Consider the following 16,976-nt stretch of genomic DNA (forward strand, 5'->3'; position numbering starts at 1 on the left):
CTCGCACGGAGTTCCCGGCATGAAAGACTGTGAACGCAAGCGGCGCCTCGCGCGCCGCATGCAGCGCGCGAGCGCGCTCGCATTGGCGATGTGGATCGGATTCGGCGGCTGTGTGCGCAACGCGTATGCCAAGCCGATTCCCTGGAAGTCGAATCATTTCCAGTACGTCGCCGATCGCAAGGACATCAAGGAAGTGCTGCGCGACCTCGGCGCGGGCGAGAACGTGATGACGTGGATCTCGCCGCAGGTGGACGGCACGGTGACGGGCCGCTTCGACGAATCGCCGCAGCGCTTCCTCGATCGGATGGCCGATTCGTTCGGCTTCATCTGGTACTACGACGGCTCGGTGCTGCGCGTCTCGGGGCCGAACGAGGCGAAGAGCGCGACGATCGGGCTTGTGCACGCCTCGACCGACGATTTGCGGCGGGCGCTGGCGAGGCTGAACGTCACCGATCCGCGCTTTCCCGTGCTCTACGACGACGCGACCGGCACGGCCGTCGTCTCCGGGCCGCCGCGCATGGTGGAGCTGGCAACCGACGTCGCCCATCTGATCGACCGCGACGTCGAGCGTGCGGACGAGCCGCAGATCCGCACATTCCCGCTGCATTACGCCTGGGCCACCGACCGGAACCTGACGATCAACGGGCAGTCCGTGGTCGTGCCGGGCGTCGCGACGGTGCTGCGCAGCCTCTATCCCGACAGCGTCTACCCCCAGCGCAGCGATGCGCCCGCACGCACCGACGCCTATAAGATGCGCAGCCTCGATACGTCGAGCCCTGCAGGCGGCTATGCGCGCACGGCAGCGGGCTCGTCGATGCCGACGCTGCCGAGCTTGTTCGGAGGCGGCGCGTCCGCAAGTGGTTCGGCGCCGCCGCCGCTGCCTGCCGGCTACGCACAGCAGGGCGCGGGCAGTGCGCCTGCGGGGCTGCCGTCCGATCCGCCGGCGCCCGGCGAGGCGGAGAGCGTCAGCCATCTCGACAATCCGGTGATCCAGCCGGACCAACGCAACAACGCGGTCCTTGTACGTGCCCGCGCCGAGGCGATGCCCGCGATCGAAAAGCTGATCGCGTCGCTCGACAAGCGCCCGGGTGTGCTCGAGATCGACGCGAGCATCATCGAAATCACCGATACCGGGCTTCAGCAGCTCGGCGTCGATTGGCGTCTGCACTCGGGTCACTTCGATCTCGAGACGGGCAACGGGCAGAACGCGCAGGCGAGCTTTCCGGGCTCGACCAGTCCGCAGGGCTTCAACAACCCGAACGACACGACGACAGCCGGCATCCTCGCGACGCCCGCGGGCGGCGTGATGACGGCGGTGATCGGCGGAGCGGGGCGCTATCTGCTCTCGCGCATCAGCGCGCTCGAGCAAACCGACAACGCGCGCATCACGGCGAGCCCGAAGGTCGCGACGCTCGACAACGTCGAGGCCGTGATGGACAACAAGCAGACCTTCTACGTGCCCGTGCAGGGCTACCAGTCGGGCGATCTGTACAGCGTGTCGGCGGGGGTGTCGCTGCGCGTGCTGCCGAGCATCGTCGTCGATCAGTCGAAGCCGCAAATCCGGCTCGACATCCACATCGAGGACGGCCAGTTCACGGCGCAGCAGGTCAGCCAGCTGCCGGTCGTGAGCAACAGCACGATCGATACGCAGGCGCTGATCGAGGAAGGGCAGAGCATCCTGATCGCCGGCTACTCGGTGGATCAAAACGACGACAGCAAGTCGGGGGTTCCGGGGCTTTCGAAGATTCCGCTGATCGGCAAGCTGTTTCAGTACAAGAACCATCAAGGGCAGAAATTCCAGCGGCTCTTTCTGCTGACGCCGCGCATCATCTCGGCGTCGCCTGAGCAGGCTCAGACTGCGTTGCCGGCGGTGCCGGGCGTGCCGCCTTTGGCGCAGGACGCGCAGGGTGCGTTGCCGGCGACGGTGTCCATGCCGGAGGCACCGGCACCGCGCACGTCGCCGTAGCAAGCCGCGCGGTGCGGGAGTGACGCGCCGGGTGGCGGGGAATCGCAGCTAAAAAACGCAGCCAAAAAACTCAAATCGAAATTCACATGGACATGGAAAGGCGTGCCGTATGAAGCGATTAAGAATCACGGACCAACTGGACCTGGGGGTCTATTACGACGCGGATGCGAGCTACTACGAGGCGTCCGGAATCCATGCGCAGACGGTCTTCACCAAAGAGAAGTTCATCGCTCATTATAGGAACTGCCGCTCTATCGGCTTCGCATACGACGATACGCCGATAGGGGGGGTCATCTACTACCGCGGATATGTGCATATCGCGGTGCTGCCCGATTATCACGGACGCTGGGCGTGGCTTTGGGAGGCGGCGCTCGAATGGCTGTTCAGCTTCGAGCAAGCCGCACTCGCCTTGGTGGACGCCGGGAATCGGCCCTGCTTGGAGCTGATGAGGCGCAACGGATGGTCCCCGGTGAGCCATGTCGATGGCAGTGTGATTTTCCGCATTACGCGTGAAGGCCGGACATGTAGGGCGAGAAGTAGAGGTCGTGCTGTCGATTTGAACGGCGGGACAGAGGCCGAAGCGCAAGTGAGGACGTGAGGTCGCAGAAAAAAGTGTCGGCGGTTTCCGCGAGGGGCGCACCCCTCGCGGAAACCGCTTAGTTCGTCTGCTTAATTCGCCGCCAGTTCTTCGCGGCGCTTGTTCTCACCGTTCGAACCTTGGCTCATGCCAGCCTGAAGCATGAACATCTCGAGCATCAGCTGGTCGATCTGAGCAGTGCCGCCCGCCTGATCGTTGGCGATCGTGTTGTTGGCGGCGTTCTGGGCATTGTCGTCGACGTCCTCCTTCTTTTGCTTCTTGTCTTGCGCCGATTCCGCTTCCGGGGTGTCAGCCGTGTGAGCCGAATGCTTGCTGAACCCCAGCCGTTCGCGCAGCGACGACGTACCGCTCGCAGACGCGCCATGAGGCGCGGCCGCTTCCGGTTCCGCCGTATGCGCCGAGCCCTTGCCTAGGCCGAGACGCTCGGTGACCGACGCGAACTTGCCGTTGCCGATCTGGTTGAGATGCTGCCCCAACGAGCGGCGCGCGTTGCGCCTGATCGCATTCAGATGCTCGCTCGCCGACGCGTTGCTGCTCGCGCCGCTGAACTTGCCGACCTGTTCGTTGAGCGAAGTGCGCGCGTTGTTGCGGATCAGGTTCAGATGCTCGCCGACCGACAGGTCGCTGCCGCCGCCACTGATCTTGCCGAGCTGCTCGCCCACCGAGAACTTGCTGCTGCCGCTGCCACCAGTGACGCCGCCGCTACCGCTGGCCTTGCCGAACGAATGCGTCGCGCCGTCGCCGGCTTCTTCGCCGCCGCGCTTCCCGTGCAAGCCGTCCATCGCCGCGCCCGCGGCGAAGCCGGCCGCCGCCATGCCCAGGGTGCTGCCCGCGCCGCCGCCTTGCGGCATGTGGTTCTCGATGAACGAGGTGGCCGCATTGCCGGCTTCCATCTCGCCGACGTTCTTCACGACCCCCTTTGCCATCTCCGCGACGTTGCCGTGCAGCGCGCCCGCGATCGCGCCGTCGAGCTGGGCGTTGCCGATGTGGGCGTTCATCAGCATCTGCGCGCCCACCGACGCCATCGCGCCCTCGGGCGTCAGGTCGCCGGCCGCTTGAAGCGCGTCCATGCCCGCGTTGCCGAGGTCGCCCATCGCGGCGCCCCAGTGCCCTTGCGCGGCGTCCTTGGCGGCCTGCACGGTGCTCTTGATCGCGCTTTCGGTGCCGTCGACCACCTGCTCTGTTACCTGGTCGGCGCTCTTGACCGCGTCGTTCTTCACGGCGTCGAAGCCTTGGTCGACCTTGCCCATCACCTTGTCCATGCCCTTGCTGATGTGGGTGTTGGCCAGCGTGTTGAGGGTCGATTGGATGCCCGCCGTGGACAGATCGGCGAAGCCCTTGATGCCGTCCTCGGCGGTCTTGACGCTGTCGTCGAGCGCCGCCTGGAAGTGACCGTGAATCAGGTCGTTGCCGGTCTGCTTGGCGTCCTTGAGGATCGCGCCCGCGTCCTGCTTGAGGGTCTGCTCGACCTGGCCGACGCCGGTCTTCACCGCCGTGCCGATCTTCTGCATGCCGGTTTCGGCCTTGCCCATTGCCTTGTCCATCTTCTTGTTCAAATGCATGTTGGCAAGCGAATCGACCGTCGCCTGTTCGCCGGCGGTCGCGGTGTCGTAGCCGGTCTTGGCGAGATCCTGGCCGGCCTCCATCGCCTTGTTCAAGGCCTCGTGCATACGGCCTTGCATCATGTCGCCGACCGACTCGGCGGCGGCCGCGACGGTGCTCTCCACATCCTTGGCCAAGGTCTTGCCGATGGTTTCGACGCCGTCCACGACGCCCTTGCCGACTTTTTCGATGTCCTTGCCCGCGGTCTCGAGACCGTGGGCGACGTCTTTTGCCGCATGCTCGATGCCGTGGGCGACGCTCTCGGCAGCGTGTTTGATTGCACTCATGACATTTCCTTTAAGTCAATTCGTTCGTGCGAAATGACGAACGCCGGCGAGGACCGCCGGCCTTCGCCGCATCAATATCAGATCCCGGAAGAACCCGGCGTATCCTTGCCCTTCATCATCTGAAGGACTTGCTGCAGCTTTTCGAGCACCTGATTGAGCTGCTGTTGCAGATCGCCTCCGCCCGTCTGGCCGTCGGCGTTGCCGCCGCCGCTGCTCGGGGCGGCGCCTTGTTGCTGGGCGCTTTGCGATTGCTGCAACTCCCTGAGCATGTGCATGACTTCATGCAGCATCTTTTCGAGTGGCGACGATTGGCCTTGACCCTTGGCGCCTTGGGTCTTGTCGGAGCCGTTCGTGCCGTTTTCGCTGTTCGCGCCGCTGGGGTCGCTTGCGCCACCAGCACCGCCGCCGCCGTTTGCGCTGTTGGGGTCGCGCGCGCCACCGGCGCCACCACCACCCGCGCCAGTCGCACCGCCAGCACCGGCACCGCCACTCGGTTGGCCGCCACCGCCGCCGCCCGCGTCACCCGAACCGCTGTTGGAGCTCATGCCCATTTGCTGCATCAGTTGCTCGAGCATCTGGATCAGCTCGCTCAGCATCTGCATCAGTTGGTTCTGGCCGCCGGCCTGGCTGCCGCCTTGGCCGCTGCCGTCCTGGGCTTGCGGCTGCTGGAGCTGCTGGAGCATCTGCTGCAGGCGCGACAGCATGTCTTCGAGCTGCGACACCGGATCCTGATTGCCCACGCTGTTGCCGCCGGACGGACCGCCCATGCTGTCGGGACCGCTCGCGCCCGAAGCGCCGCCCGGCGCGCCGGCGCTTGCCGTACCGCCTGTGCCTTGCGAGCCGCCGGGGGCGCCGCCTGCCGCCCGACTGCCGCCGCCGGACTGGCTGCCTTGCGGGTCCATGCCGGTCTGCTGGTTTTGCGCCTGAATGGCTTGCTGCAGCATCTGCTCGAGCATCTGCGCGAATTCCATCAGGACTTCTTCGAGTTCGGCGACCGTGTTGCCGCCGGACTGGCTGCTGCTGTTCGACGAATCGAACGACAGCCCTTGAGTGCCGAGAGAGTTGTCGATAGAGAGATTCATGAATGACCTCGTCGTGGATGATGAACCGGGGCCGCCCGAGAGGCGGGCCGATCTTCGCCGCGCGACGACGCGTCGTGAGCCTGTCGAGGGAGAGGGGCTGAGGACGCATCGCTCATCACCTACGATAGCGGCAGACCGTCGCCGCCAAGACCCGCTGCGGCGAACGGAATGCGACGCGCGCGAAACGAATGGGGCGCTGGGGGGCGTGAGTTGACACCATCGGCTAGAACTTGCCAACGGAGTTAACTCACACCGCGCCGAAAGCAACAACAACCGGAGCGCCGGCCGCCAATTTCGCCATTTAGAAACCGATTCCAAGGAAATCCCTAGAGCAGAATCCGCCGCCACTGATCGGCTCCTTCGCGCTCAGGGGACAAAGTGCACGAAGACGGGCTGGGTCGATTTTTTCCCGGCGCGTCGCAACATTTCTTCTAAGGGGAGGCACCTACAGTGGACCACCGTTTGGCGGATCGCTAACTGCACCATGTTGATAAACGAAGTCATGCCCGCAGCAGCGACGGGGCGCAGCGCCGATGTCGACGACGTCGTGTTGATCCAGCGCATCGTGCGCCGCGACAAGGCGGCGCTCTCGGCGCTCTACCATGAGTACGATCGTCGGCTCGTGCGGTTTCTCGGCCGCTTCACACGGCGCGAAGACCTCATCGAGGAAGTGATCAACGACACCTTCATGGTGGTGTGGCAGAAGGCCGAGGATTTTCGCGGGCAGGCGCGCGTGTCGACTTGGCTGATGGGCATCGCCTATCGCGTCACGCTGAAGACGCTGCGCCAGGGCGGGATTGCGCACGAGCCGCTCGACGGCAATGCCAACGAGCGCGCGAGCGAGCCGTTCGCGGACCATGAACTGACGGACTGGGTGACCAAGGGACTCGCGCGGCTTTCCGTGGAGCAGCGGCTCGTGATGGAGCTCGCGTATGTGATGGGAAATTCGCTCGAGGAGATCGCCGAGATCACGAGTTCTCCCGTCAGCACCGTGAAGGCCAGGATGTTCCATGCCCGAGTGAAACTGCGCAATGTGATGCCGGTCTTAGCCGGCACGATAGAGGGCAACCCATGACCAATATCCAAATCGAGAATGAGCGCGCGCATCTGCACGCTTGGGAGCTCTTGCCCTGGCTGGTGAACGGGACCTTGTCGAGCGCCGAGCGCGTGCACGTGGAAGCGCACTTGAGCGGCTGCCAGTCGTGCCGCGATGAGCTCGCGCGGCAGCGAAGCCTGCATGCGGAAATGACCGCGCGCGAGGTGGAAGGGCCGCTGCCGGAGGCGGGACTCGCGCGCTTGCTGCAGCGTGTCGACGAAGCCGGCCGGCAGACGCCGCGCGCGGCAGCCGCGCCGCGCGGGCGCGAAACGTCGCGCACCCACTGGGCGAAGATCGCCTACGGCCTCGCGGCGATGTTGCTGCTCGAGACCGGCGGGCTCGCCGTGCTCAGCACGCAGTCGGAGGTCGGCGATCATGCCGCGGCCTATCGCACGCTGTCGACGCCTGATGCGTTGATGTCGCGCGCGACCATTCGGCTCGTCGTCGATGCCTCGATGCCGGCGGGGCGCCTGTAGTCGCTGCTTGTACCGCTGCATCTGCAGATCGTTGCGGGCCCGACCGAGAATGGCGTCTATTCGATCGGGCCGCTCTCTTCGCGAGGCGATATCGACCGTCAGGTCGACGCGCTGCGCGCGGCCTCGGGCGTACGCTTCGTGGAACCGGTGAGCGCCGGCCGTGACGCGCAGTGAGGGGGCAGGCGCGCGAAACGTTTCGACGCTCCGCGCTCCACTTTTCTTAGGTCGAAGCACTTTGAAGCCGTCGCTCGACGGCTTTTTCGTTGACGCCGATCGTCCGTCGGGAGAAAGGCGAATCAAAAAAACTATGGATTTTTCAGGGGCGTGAGGTGCCTCGATCTTTCTTGGCGTGGCCCGCGCGCCTAGTTCTCAAGATCGACGAAGGGTTCTTCCGGCTGAGGCGGCTGCAGGGCGGCCGCGGTCGCTGCGGCTGCAAACCGCTCCAGCGATGCGAGCGAGCCGCATACGCTGTGATACATCTGCGGACCGATCTGCGCGTCGAGCAGCTCTTGCATACCGGATTGCCGGGCGATTTCCAGAAGGTCCATCGACCTTCTCCTTGCAACGGGCGCCCGAGCGAACGTTGGCGATGCAACCCGCAAGCTGCCGCGGCAAGCCCAATGAGCTTCAGTGTCCTTTACGCGGTTTACGATTCCGCGATGGGCGTCGCGGCGGCGAAGCGGAGGGGACGTGCGAATTGCACGAGGTTGTGCGCGGCTGACTGAGGCAAGACTCCGCCTGGCGCTGTGGGCTTCACGTCGATTTCGGCGGCGCCGGTCTCGGTCTCGTGCCGCTGAGTAACGTTGGCAACAATAACGTCCAGCTTGTAGCCGAGGGCGTAGACCGTCTTCAAGCTCACGCTGGACTCGTCCGAGAGCTGCAGCTTCTTGCGCAGCTTGTAGACGTGCCGTTCGATCGAGCGCGTCGCGACATTCTCGCGCGAGCCCCACACGCCGCTTGCGATCTGCGCGCGGCCCACGAACCTGCCGGCGTTCGAGAAGAACAGCCACGCGATGCCGAACTCGCGCGGCGTGAGCGTCAGTTCGCGGCCGTCGAGCGTGAGCGTGCCGAGGTTGCGGCGCAGGACGTAACCGCCGAGCGAGATCGCATCGGTGTTGGTTACGTACGTCTCGCGCTGAGTCACGACGTGCGCCCGCAGGCGGACCTGCTCGAGGTCGAAGCGGTTCGCAACATCGGTGGCGCCTGCATTGACCCAGCGCAGCATGGCGCTCAAGTTCGAGAACGGCGTCAGCACGATGATCGGCGTGGAGAGGTCCACGTTGCAGTTGCGCCATGACAGTAGCGAGTTCACCAGCATCGAGCTGTTCTTGGCATCGATCACGATGAGGTCGTAGGTCGTCGTGCGCAGCGCGCGCATCAGCGGAAGCTCGCTGCTGAAGGGCTCGACGGCGATCGCGTCGTCGGCGAAACAGTCGGTGAGGTTGGCGGTCAGTAGCGGGTCGTCGGTTACGAGGGCAAATCGCACGTTCTTCTCCACGTTGCGCACGGGCGCGCACATCGGTTATGCATCGAGCCCGGGGGATCCACGGCACGGCCTGTTGGCCGTGCCGCTCCGGCGCTGTCCGCTCCAGTCGTGGCGAAGCGTGACAGCTGGACCGGCGCGCTCGATTGCTTGATGTTTCTGTCCGTAAGTGCCGCGTGATGCGAATTAGGATGCCAGACCTATCGATCACCCCTATCGCCCGTCCTTTGCAGGACGAGTCCGTGCTTGAGTGCGTAGCGGACCATGGCCGCGTTGTTGACGAGATTGAGCTTCTGCATGACGCCACGTGCGGCTGCATACTTGTCGGCCAATAGCAGGCGTGCACGATGATAGAAGCAGGAACTGCGGGCAAGCCCCAGCACGGAAAGCAACTCCCGGCAATGCATAGGTTTGCTTCAAGGCGTCAACCAGCATCGTTTTCTCCCGGTTGCTCAGGAATTGCGGGTTGCCGCCCATCTACTCCTTATGTAAAGATGAAGCAGAGGCCCGTAGCAGGGCACAGGTTGTCCGCGGCCAGATGGCAGCGGGGTACAGCCACTCCGCACCCGGACCCATGTCTTGCACTGGCCGCGTGCGGAAAACGGGGATGTGTCGCCTACGAATCCGACTCCAGCGTCGTGCGGCACAGCTGCGCGGCGGCGGCGAGGCCGTCGGCGACGGTGATGGCGGACTGGCGCGCGAGCGGATCGGTCAGCCGCAGCGCTTGCGAGGCGATCTCCTGCGCGCTGCATTCGAGTCCGGCCGCCACGTCGGCGAACTTGCGGCGCTGTGCGGCCGGCTGGTCGGCGAGCGTCTTGACGTTGTCGAGCACGTCGATCAGTTCGGGGGGTATCGCGTCGTACATGGTCTCGTCCAATCGGTTGGGCCGGTTCCGGGTGACGGTGGCGATTCGCTGCACCGTCGCGTTGGAGTGAACTTTATGTGAGCGGTCAGGTCGCGCGTCGCTCCGCAAACGAATTTGTCTCGTCTGGAACGAACGCGTTTTGCCGCACAAAAATTTCCCCGGCAGCCGCAACTTTCGTGAGGCGCGCTGGTACTCACACGGAAGCAGACCTATCTTCGCTTTGCCGATCGATCGGAGAATTCGTGTCAATGATTGTCAGTATTCCGTGCCTGCTCCTCTGTTGGCCCCAACGCGGCGCGGCCGCTCCTATGCCGGGGGCGCGATGAAGCATCGCGTTACGCGGCTCACGACGCTGCTGTTACCGCTGCTGGCCGCCTGTACCGCCGTACCGCTGGAACTGCCGTCGAGTGTGTCCGGTGACGACGCGTTGCTGGCGCGCATCAATGCCGAGGGCGATCGGATGATCGTAATCACGGTGGACAATCCTCCAGACTCGATGCCGCTCACGGCGGGAACCTCCGCGGGACGCTATGGTGCTGCGCCGGGCTACGCGGTGAACGGCGGGGCGCGCGCGACGGTGACCGCGATCGCACGGGAGTACGGACTGCAGGAGGTGACCGCGTGGCCTATTCCGGATCTCAAGGTGCACTGTGCGGTGCTCGAGGTCGTGGAAGGCGTCTCGCGCGATGTCATTGTCGCGAAGCTCGCGAAGGACAGGCGGGTCCACGTCGCGCAAGCGCTGCAGTCGTTTCATACGCTGGGTATGCCGGCGCCACTGCGCGTGACCGACCCGGATCTGGTCAGGATGGAGATACTGCTCAGGCGGACCGCGTAGGGCTTACGCCGTGCGGGAATCGCGGCGCGATGCGGCCAGTACCGCGTCCGCGAAACGCTGCAGCGACGTCAGCGTGCCACGCACGCTGTGATAGGTCTGCCGGCCGATGCGGGCGTCGAGCACGATCTGCATGCCTGCCTCGCGCGATAGCGCGAGCACGGGCATGGGTGACGTGCGGATGTCGCCGCCCGCCTCCGCGTTCGGGTTGGCGGAACATGACGGGTCGATGGCGGCCGGCTCATGCATGATTCGCTTCCGCGACAGGTGCGAGCGACGCTTCGCCTGCGGGCCGCTGCCGCGCTGGCGGCCGCTGGAATGGCACGACGTTCGACGTCCTGGTCGCGGCGGCAGGGTGCTCGTCGAACGATGCCGCGTCATCCGGTTCCGCTGTGGCCGCGGCAGCCGTTGCGACATCCAGCTTGTAGCCGAGCGCATAGACCGTCTTCAGCATAAGGCCCGAACCCTCGCCAAGGCCCAGCTTCTTGCGCAGCTTGTAGATGTGCTGCTGGATCGAGCGCGCCGCGACATCCTCGCAGACACCCCATACGCTGCCCGCGATCTGCGCCCGGTTCAGGAAGCGCCCAGGATTCGAGAACAGCAGCCAGGTCATCGCGAACTCGCGTGGCGTCAACGGGATGTCGTTGCCGTCGCGTGTCACCCTGCCGAGATCGCGGCGCAGCACATAGCGGTCGAGCGTGATCGTGTCGCTGCCGGCGGCGTCGCGGGTGCGCTGCAGTGCGACGTGGGCGCGCAGGCGAATCTGTTCGAGATCGAAACGGCTTGCGACGTCCGTGGCGCCCGCGTTGATCCAGCGCAGCATGGCGTCCCAGCTGGAGAACGGCGTGAGCACGATGATCGGCGTGTGCAGATCGGCATGCGTGTTGCGCCACGATAGCAGCGAACTGACCAGCACCGCGCTGTGCTTCGCATCCACCAGCACGAGGTCGTACGCGGCTGTGCGCATCGCGCGCATCAGCAGCAGCTCATCGCCGAATGGTTCGACCGTGATCGAGCTTGCAGCAAAGCATTCGATCAGATTGCCAGTCAGTGCAGCGTCGTCGGTTACCAGGGCAAAGCGCACGTTCTTTCTCCAGGTCGGCGCAGCCAGTCGATCGCCGCGCGGACAGACTATTTCTTTTGGGACATCGCGATCTCTTCGCTCGCAATGCCTGGGCCGTTTCCCGAAACTGGTGGTGTTTGCGGCGCTATCCTCCCTTGGGGGGATCGTTGCGCCTTGTTGTGTCCGTAAGTGCCCGTTCGGAGCGAAATGGATGCATCGGAAACGGGGGCGAGGTTAATCGTTATCCCTGGCGTTCCGGTGAGACCGTTGCCGGTTTTCTGACAGCGATCGAGAACGCGGCCACCTGCTTCGGACGTGGCGCACCGAAGCCCCAGCGTGCGAAACGATGGGGCTCGCAGCGAGATTTCCAAGCCCGACATGTCCACTGCTTTCGAACACGGCGAGTCAGCAAATCGAACGCGTGTTCGCGCTTGTGAACTGACTTCCTGTTCAGTCGATCCCTACACGCTAATCCGGAATGTCTGACGCCACGACCATAGCGTCGCGGCGCCCGCGACCGGATACTGAGGCTCCTCGGAAAGATATTTTCGCGTGCCCGCAACTTTTTTGCGGTCGCACGTTACCTACGGCACGAATACCGTGCGAGGTGGATCGTGAGTTGCCCCATGTCATCGAACCAGGACGCCATATCCCGTAGAGACGTCAGTTCGCGTAGCACCGACGCGGACGATGCCGCCTTGCTGGCGCGCATCGCCGCGGGGGACAAGGCCGCGCTCGCTGTGCTGTACCGTCAATATCATCATCGCCTCGTTCGGTTTTTAGGTCGTTTCACGCGGCGCGACGACATGATCGAAGAAGTGATCAACGATACCTTCCTGATCGTGTGGCGCAAGGCGACGGAATTTCGCGGCCAGTCGCGCATGTCGACCTGGCTGATGGGCATTGCCTACCGGGTCACGCTGAAGGCGCTGCGTGACGGCGGTCCGCTCACCGAACCGCTTGCTTCGGACTACGAGGGCGCGTGCGTGGATCCGTACGCGGACCACGAGTTGTCCGACTGGGTGACGAAAGGGCTCGTGCGCCTGTCGGCGGAACAGCGTCTTGTGATGGAGATGGCGTACGTGATGGGTCACTCGCTCGAAGAAATCGCCGCGATGACCGATTCGCCGCTAAGCACGGTGAAGGCCAGAATGTTTCATGCACGCGTCAAGCTTCGCAACCTGATGCCGACGCTTGCCGGTGTAACCGAGGGACCGCAATGAATCAGACCGTCGATCTTGAACGCGCGCACCTGCGCACGTGGGAACTGTTGCCCTGGATTGTAAATGGTAGCGCAACCGATGCCGAGCGCGTGGAAGTGGACCGGCACGTGATGGCCTGCGAACGCTGCCGCGCCGAACTTGTGCTGCAGACGCAGCTATACGGTGCGATGAACGCGAATACGGTGCCGGGTCCCGACGTGGAGACAGGCCTTGCGCGTTTGTGGCAACAGATCGACGCGGCCGACCGGCAACCCGACGAAGATACGCCGGTGGGGGCGCCGGCAGCGCGGGGGGCGTCCGGGCGTTGGTGGGCGGCGGTCGCGTGTGCGCTGGGCGCGGTGGTGCTTGTGCAGACCGGCGGCCTTGCGGTGCTCACGGCGCAATCCACGCACGACTCGCCGGCGCGGTACCGCACGCTGTCCGCACAGCCCTCGGATGCGTCGGCACGCGCGACGATCCGGCTCGTCGTCGACCGGTCGATGTCGGTGGGCGAATTGCAGGGACTGCTGGCGTCGCTACATCTGCAGATCGTCGCGGGTCCTGGCGACAGCGGCGTCTATTCGCTGAGCCCGACTTCAGCACAGGCGTCTGGCAATGTGGCGGATCAGGTTGATGCGCTGCGCACCGCGTCCGGTGTGCGATTTGCGGAACCCGTTGAGCATGGCGGGGCTTCATGAGCAGGAGCAGGACAGTCTGGGGCATGTGACCGTGCATAGGATTGCAATGAAGCGTAATCTGTTTGCGAGAACGTCTCCAGGAAGCCGTTTCGTCGTCGGCGGGGCAGTCGCGCTTACACCTATTCTGATGCTGTGCTGCTGGCTGCTCGTCCATCAGTGGCTCGTCTACGTCGCCGCGAACCACGCGATACGCGGCTTCGACGCGTTCCGCGCGGCGCTGCTCGCGATGGAACAGGTGTCTGCCGAGCGTGGTCCGATGAATGGCGTGCTCGGTGAAGATGTGCCGATTCCGCTGACGAGAGCGGTGTTGCTCGAGGTGGCTCGCCGACGCAGCGACGCCCGCATCGCGCAACTGCTCGAGACGCTGCGCGACGAGTCGTCGCCCACCCGCGACGAAAACGTCGATCTGGTCATGAAGCTCCAGGCCGATCTGGCGTCGGCGCGCGACAACGTGGACCGGCTCGTCGCGCTACCGCGCTCGTGGCGTGGCGATCAGGCCACGCAGAGCGCGGTGAACCGGATGATCAACCTGATTCCAGAGTTTCTGCCGGTGGTGATCACAGAAATGTCGATAGCCACGAAAGGCGATCCGGACGTGTTCGACACGATGCTGGTCGCGAAGCTGACCGCGGACCTGCGCGAGCAGGCGGGGCAGCTCGGTTCACGCTTCACCAGCGCGCTCGCGATGCGCCGTGCGCTGACGAGCGATGAGCTACTCGCGATCGAGCTCTCGCGCGGCCGCATCGAGCAGCTGCGCGCGCTGATCGACCTGCGCATGCTCGATCATCCGGCACTGACGGCCGAAGCCTTCGCGACGATGAGTTCACGTTACTTCGGCGACGGCGAACGCTATGTCACGAACATTCGCGAACTGGCGAGCCGGCCGGGCGGCGTGAACGTGACAACCGGCCAGTTCGCCGAAGAATACGTACCGACGATGGGGTCGATCACGCAGTTGCGCGATGTGCTGTTCGACGAAACCGAAGGCAAGCTTGCGCGCCATCTGCACGCGTCGATGCTGGCGCTCGCGGGTGCGATTGTCGCGGTGGTAGTAGTGCTCCTTGCGCTCGCCTGGATGATCCGGATGTTCGGCCGCGAAGTGGTGCGGCCGTTCGCGGGACCGGGCGACATGCACGATCGCACGCAGCTATTCCGGTACGCGGACCATACACGCCACAACGCGAAACTCATGGATCGCGATTGTGTGGCAGCAGATGCCCATCGCGCGGAAGGTGGCTTGTCCGGGACAACGATGACGGAGAGCAGGACGCCTTGATCCGAAGTTCAGCGCTGCGCCTGCTGTTCGCCCTCCGTGCAGGTACGATGCATCGCGGTCATCGCGCGGCACACGTTGATCATCCGCGCGTGCCATTTCGTCGCACCGCTGGTCTGTTCGAGAACCATGTCGACGTCGTGCGCACTGACATGCGGCTGGACCCCGACCAGCAATGCCGCCGTCGCCGCGACATAGGCGGTGGCGAACGACGATCCCGACACGAAATCGTAGTGGCCGCCCGGCGTGAGGGTCAGGACGTTGTGCCCCGGCGCGTAGAGTACGCGGTCGCCGGGGTTGTCGGCCGGTGCGCCCGCATCCGGCGCGGGCTCCGCCGCAATCACGCCGGGGATGCCGACCGGGAAGGCGTTCAGGTCGCCGTCGGGCTGAACAGCGCCCACGACGATCACGCCTCGCTTCACCAGCAGTGCGACCAGTTCCGTCAGCAGTGGGTCCGGTGGGCCGCCCAGGCTCAGGTTAACGACCTGCGCGTGACTTTCGAGTGCGGCCTGCAAGGCTTCCGCGAGCGTGAACGTATGGCAGACGGCCGACTGATCCGGACCATTCTGTTGCCAACATGCTTTGATCGCGACGATCTTCGCGCGAGGCGCGACGCCTTCGATGCTGCGTGCGGGATCGATCATGCTGCCCGCATGATCGGCGGCGATGATGCCGGCCACCTCGGTGCCATGCCGGTCCTGATTGAACTGCTCCCAGTCGTCATCGACAAAATTGCGCGTCGACGCGATGCGATCACGCAGATCCGGATGCGTCGTGTCGATGCCGGTGTCGATCACGGCGATCTTGATCGAATCGCCCCGCGTGATCTTCTGCGCGGCCTCGGCGCCAATCTCGCGGAAGCCCTGTTGCAGCGCCACGTATCCGGCCCTTGCGGGCGGAAGCTCGCCGAGCGTGCGGAACGTGCGCAGCGGTTCCGCGAGGTTCACGCGCGAATCGGCCGCGAGCTTCGCGACGACTCCGCTGCGCGGCGCGTCGCCGACGATCTCGAGCATCGCGCAGTGCACGTTGAGCGATGGAATCGGCCACGCCGACACTTCACGCAAGCCGTATTGCCGCGCAAGCGCCGTCACCGTCGCTCGTGCGCTGCCGCCGGCGGAGTAGCCGCTCGCGGCTCCGTAGCCGCGAGCGGTTGAGCCGGCACGCAGCATCAGCGTCTCCGGCGGATTCGCCACCGCGACGATGATCATTCGCTCCGGATGTGCCGAGCTTGCGCGCGTCATGCTGGCGGGATCGTCCGCGGGGGGCAGCAGGCCGCAGCCGGATAGCGCGCAGCTGGTGACGACAATCAGCCCGAACGCGAGCGACGGCAGCCGCGCGCGCCGGAACGCCATGCGTCGTGCGGCGCGTTCGGTGCGAGGGTGGCTGGCGGTCGGCGTGGCTCTCATCATGAACGATTCATCGATAGCGGAACGAGGGTGCTGCTGTCGGCGTGCCGTTCAGAAGTGCCAGATTGCGTCGGCGATCCAGCGATTGACGAGTGTATTGCCCATCCATGCCTTGACCCCCGCGGGCGCGTGTGTTGCCACGTACATCACGTCGAACTGCATCGCACGATACTGCCAGGTCAGACCGGCGTTGCCATAGACATAGCCCGCGCCCAGTTCGGCGCTCACGTCGTAGTAACCGATGCCGGCCATCGCCGAAAAGCCGTGTATGAGCGGCAGACGTCCCGTCAGGTCGTACGCCATCGCCCACGATCTACGCAACGGACCGAAGCCGGTGTTCGGCGAGAACGCCACCGACAGATACAGTTCGTCGTGCCATCCGGCGGTCAGTACGGCTTCGTCATAGTCATCGCGATAGCCGAGCCGGATGTGCGCGAAACGGTAGTCCGAGAGCATTGCCTGCGTACTCCAGTCGCTGCCGAAGCGCCATACGTAGCCTGCATCGGTGACGGCTTCCACGCCCGTCAGCGAATCGCCCGCCATCCGCACCGATGCGGCCGAGACGCCTGCAAACAGACCGCCGTCCGGATACCAGTTGGCGGCCGCATGCACCGACGGCTGCTGATAGCTGAGGTCGAGGCCACGCGAGACGTTGTCGGTCGCGGCACCGAGTTCGAACTGCCAGTCGTCGAACGCGGCCGCGGGTTTTGGCCATACGACGACGCACGCTAGAACGAGTCGCGACGCCGCACGCCACGCTTCGCCGCGCCTTGTTCCTGTCAACGCTAGGTCAGGTCTTGACTTCATCTTGCTGGCGGTCGAGATCGGCATGCAGCATGGGGCAATCGGTACCGGGATGAGCGACAGGTGACCCATGCCCGGTGAATGATGTTTGATGCGATGCTAAACGGAACTAATCACGGTGTCTGTCAGGATTGCAAAGCTGTTTGTGTCAGGATTTCCTGAATATAGATGGCCGGTTCGAATGTGACGCCTCGATGAGCGTCGTCCGATGTTCTATCAGCCATTTGACGACCAGCACTCACT

17 protein-coding genes and 1 pseudogene are annotated in these 16,976 nt (G+C 64.7%); 8 read left to right on the forward strand and 10 right to left on the reverse strand.

The window, feature by feature from the left end:
- The first annotated feature begins 19 nt into the window (after nt 1–19).
- Both sctC and DVS29_RS23555 read left to right on the forward strand, forming a co-directional pair.
- Nucleotides 20–1,966 carry a type III secretion system outer membrane ring subunit SctC gene (sctC, locus tag DVS29_RS23550; protein ID WP_240655761.1) on the forward strand — a complete coding sequence of 649 codons (1,947 nt, stop codon included), beginning with the start codon at nt 20–22 and terminating at the stop codon, nt 1,964–1,966.
- A 109-nt stretch (nt 1,967–2,075) separates the two neighbouring features.
- A complete protein-coding gene (locus DVS29_RS23555; protein ID WP_205962509.1) occupies nt 2,076–2,564 on the forward strand; it encodes a GNAT family N-acetyltransferase in 489 nt (162 codons plus the stop codon).
- A 71-nt stretch (nt 2,565–2,635) separates the two neighbouring features.
- Here DVS29_RS23555 and DVS29_RS23560 read toward each other — a convergent pair whose 3' ends face one another.
- Both DVS29_RS23560 and DVS29_RS38170 read right to left on the reverse strand, forming a co-directional pair.
- Nucleotides 2,636–4,333: a hypothetical protein gene (locus DVS29_RS23560; RefSeq protein ID WP_124800701.1), complete on the reverse strand. Its 1,698-nt coding sequence runs from the start codon at nt 4,331–4,333 to the stop codon at nt 2,636–2,638.
- A 197-nt stretch (nt 4,334–4,530) separates the two neighbouring features.
- Complete coding sequence (locus DVS29_RS38170; protein ID WP_164707973.1) at nt 4,531–5,535, reverse strand: hypothetical protein; 1,005 nt, start codon at nt 5,533–5,535, stop codon at nt 4,531–4,533.
- Nucleotides 5,536–6,082: 547 nt separating this feature from the next.
- Here DVS29_RS38170 and DVS29_RS23570 point away from each other — a divergent pair.
- Together DVS29_RS23570 and DVS29_RS23575 are read left to right on the forward strand one after the other, a co-directional pair.
- On the forward strand, nt 6,083–6,610 hold the full coding sequence (locus tag DVS29_RS23570; protein WP_420816158.1) for an RNA polymerase sigma factor: 528 nt from the start codon (nt 6,083–6,085) through the stop codon (nt 6,608–6,610).
- Nucleotides 6,607–7,107: an anti-sigma factor family protein gene (locus tag DVS29_RS23575; RefSeq protein WP_118182930.1), complete on the forward strand. Its 501-nt coding sequence runs from the start codon at nt 6,607–6,609 to the stop codon at nt 7,105–7,107. The genes DVS29_RS23570 and DVS29_RS23575 overlap by 4 nt, the downstream gene beginning before the upstream one ends.
- Before the next feature lie 362 nt (nt 7,108–7,469).
- Here the strand turns inward: DVS29_RS23575 and DVS29_RS37655 are convergent, their stop codons facing one another.
- The 4 genes and pseudogenes from DVS29_RS37655 to DVS29_RS23595 form a co-directional block, all read right to left on the reverse strand.
- A complete protein-coding gene (locus tag DVS29_RS37655; RefSeq protein ID WP_118182931.1) occupies nt 7,470–7,655 on the reverse strand; it encodes a hypothetical protein in 186 nt (61 codons plus the stop codon).
- A 98-nt stretch (nt 7,656–7,753) separates the two neighbouring features.
- Nucleotides 7,754–8,605, reverse strand: coding sequence for a response regulator transcription factor (locus tag DVS29_RS23585; RefSeq protein WP_164707974.1), 852 nt, complete (start codon nt 8,603–8,605; stop codon nt 7,754–7,756).
- 290 nt (nt 8,606–8,895) lie between these two features.
- Nucleotides 8,896–9,055, reverse strand: a pseudogene (locus DVS29_RS37660) (IS3 family transposase); the annotation flags it as partial.
- A 151-nt stretch (nt 9,056–9,206) separates the two neighbouring features.
- Entirely contained in the window at nt 9,207–9,455 is a 249-nt protein-coding gene (locus DVS29_RS23595; RefSeq protein ID WP_118182933.1) for a hypothetical protein, read from the reverse strand.
- A 139-nt stretch (nt 9,456–9,594) separates the two neighbouring features.
- Between DVS29_RS23595 and DVS29_RS23600 the strand changes: the two genes are divergently transcribed.
- Entirely contained in the window at nt 9,595–10,290 is a 696-nt protein-coding gene (locus tag DVS29_RS23600; RefSeq protein WP_124800703.1) for a hypothetical protein, read from the forward strand.
- A gap of 3 nt (nt 10,291–10,293) precedes the next feature.
- On the opposite strand, the gene DVS29_RS23605 is transcribed toward DVS29_RS23600, so the two are convergent.
- Nucleotides 10,294–10,536: a hypothetical protein gene (locus tag DVS29_RS23605; protein WP_118182935.1), complete on the reverse strand. Its 243-nt coding sequence runs from the start codon at nt 10,534–10,536 to the stop codon at nt 10,294–10,296.
- Entirely contained in the window at nt 10,529–11,371 is an 843-nt protein-coding gene (locus tag DVS29_RS23610) for a response regulator transcription factor (protein WP_118182936.1), read from the reverse strand. Before DVS29_RS23610 ends, DVS29_RS23605 begins: the two co-directional genes overlap by 8 nt.
- Before the next feature lie 605 nt (nt 11,372–11,976).
- Here DVS29_RS23610 and DVS29_RS23615 point away from each other — a divergent pair.
- Genes DVS29_RS23615 through DVS29_RS23625 form a run of 3 tightly spaced genes read left to right on the forward strand, consistent with a single transcriptional unit; the run spans nt 11,977 to nt 14,526 of the window.
- Nucleotides 11,977–12,573: an RNA polymerase sigma factor gene (locus DVS29_RS23615; protein ID WP_118182937.1), complete on the forward strand. Its 597-nt coding sequence runs from the start codon at nt 11,977–11,979 to the stop codon at nt 12,571–12,573.
- Entirely contained in the window at nt 12,570–13,250 is a 681-nt protein-coding gene (locus DVS29_RS23620) for a zf-HC2 domain-containing protein (RefSeq protein WP_118182938.1), read from the forward strand. Before DVS29_RS23615 ends, DVS29_RS23620 begins: the two co-directional genes overlap by 4 nt.
- Entirely contained in the window at nt 13,234–14,526 is a 1,293-nt protein-coding gene (locus tag DVS29_RS23625; protein ID WP_124800704.1) for a hypothetical protein, read from the forward strand. The genes DVS29_RS23620 and DVS29_RS23625 overlap by 17 nt, the downstream gene beginning before the upstream one ends.
- An 8-nt stretch (nt 14,527–14,534) precedes the next feature.
- Here the strand turns inward: DVS29_RS23625 and DVS29_RS23630 are convergent, their stop codons facing one another.
- The gene (locus DVS29_RS23630; RefSeq protein ID WP_118182940.1) at nt 14,535–15,932 is read right to left on the reverse strand and encodes a S8 family peptidase; all 1,398 of its coding nucleotides are present in this window, start codon (nt 15,930–15,932) and stop codon (nt 14,535–14,537) included.
- A 48-nt stretch (nt 15,933–15,980) separates the two neighbouring features.
- The gene (locus DVS29_RS23635) at nt 15,981–16,712 is read right to left on the reverse strand and encodes a TorF family putative porin (protein ID WP_164707975.1); all 732 of its coding nucleotides are present in this window, start codon (nt 16,710–16,712) and stop codon (nt 15,981–15,983) included.
- Nucleotides 16,713–16,976: the final 264 nt, after the last annotated feature.

Origin of the sequence: Paraburkholderia phosphatilytica, assembly GCF_003443895.1 — a bacterium.
GTDB classification, from domain to species: domain Bacteria; phylum Pseudomonadota; class Gammaproteobacteria; order Burkholderiales; family Burkholderiaceae; genus Paraburkholderia; species Paraburkholderia phosphatilytica.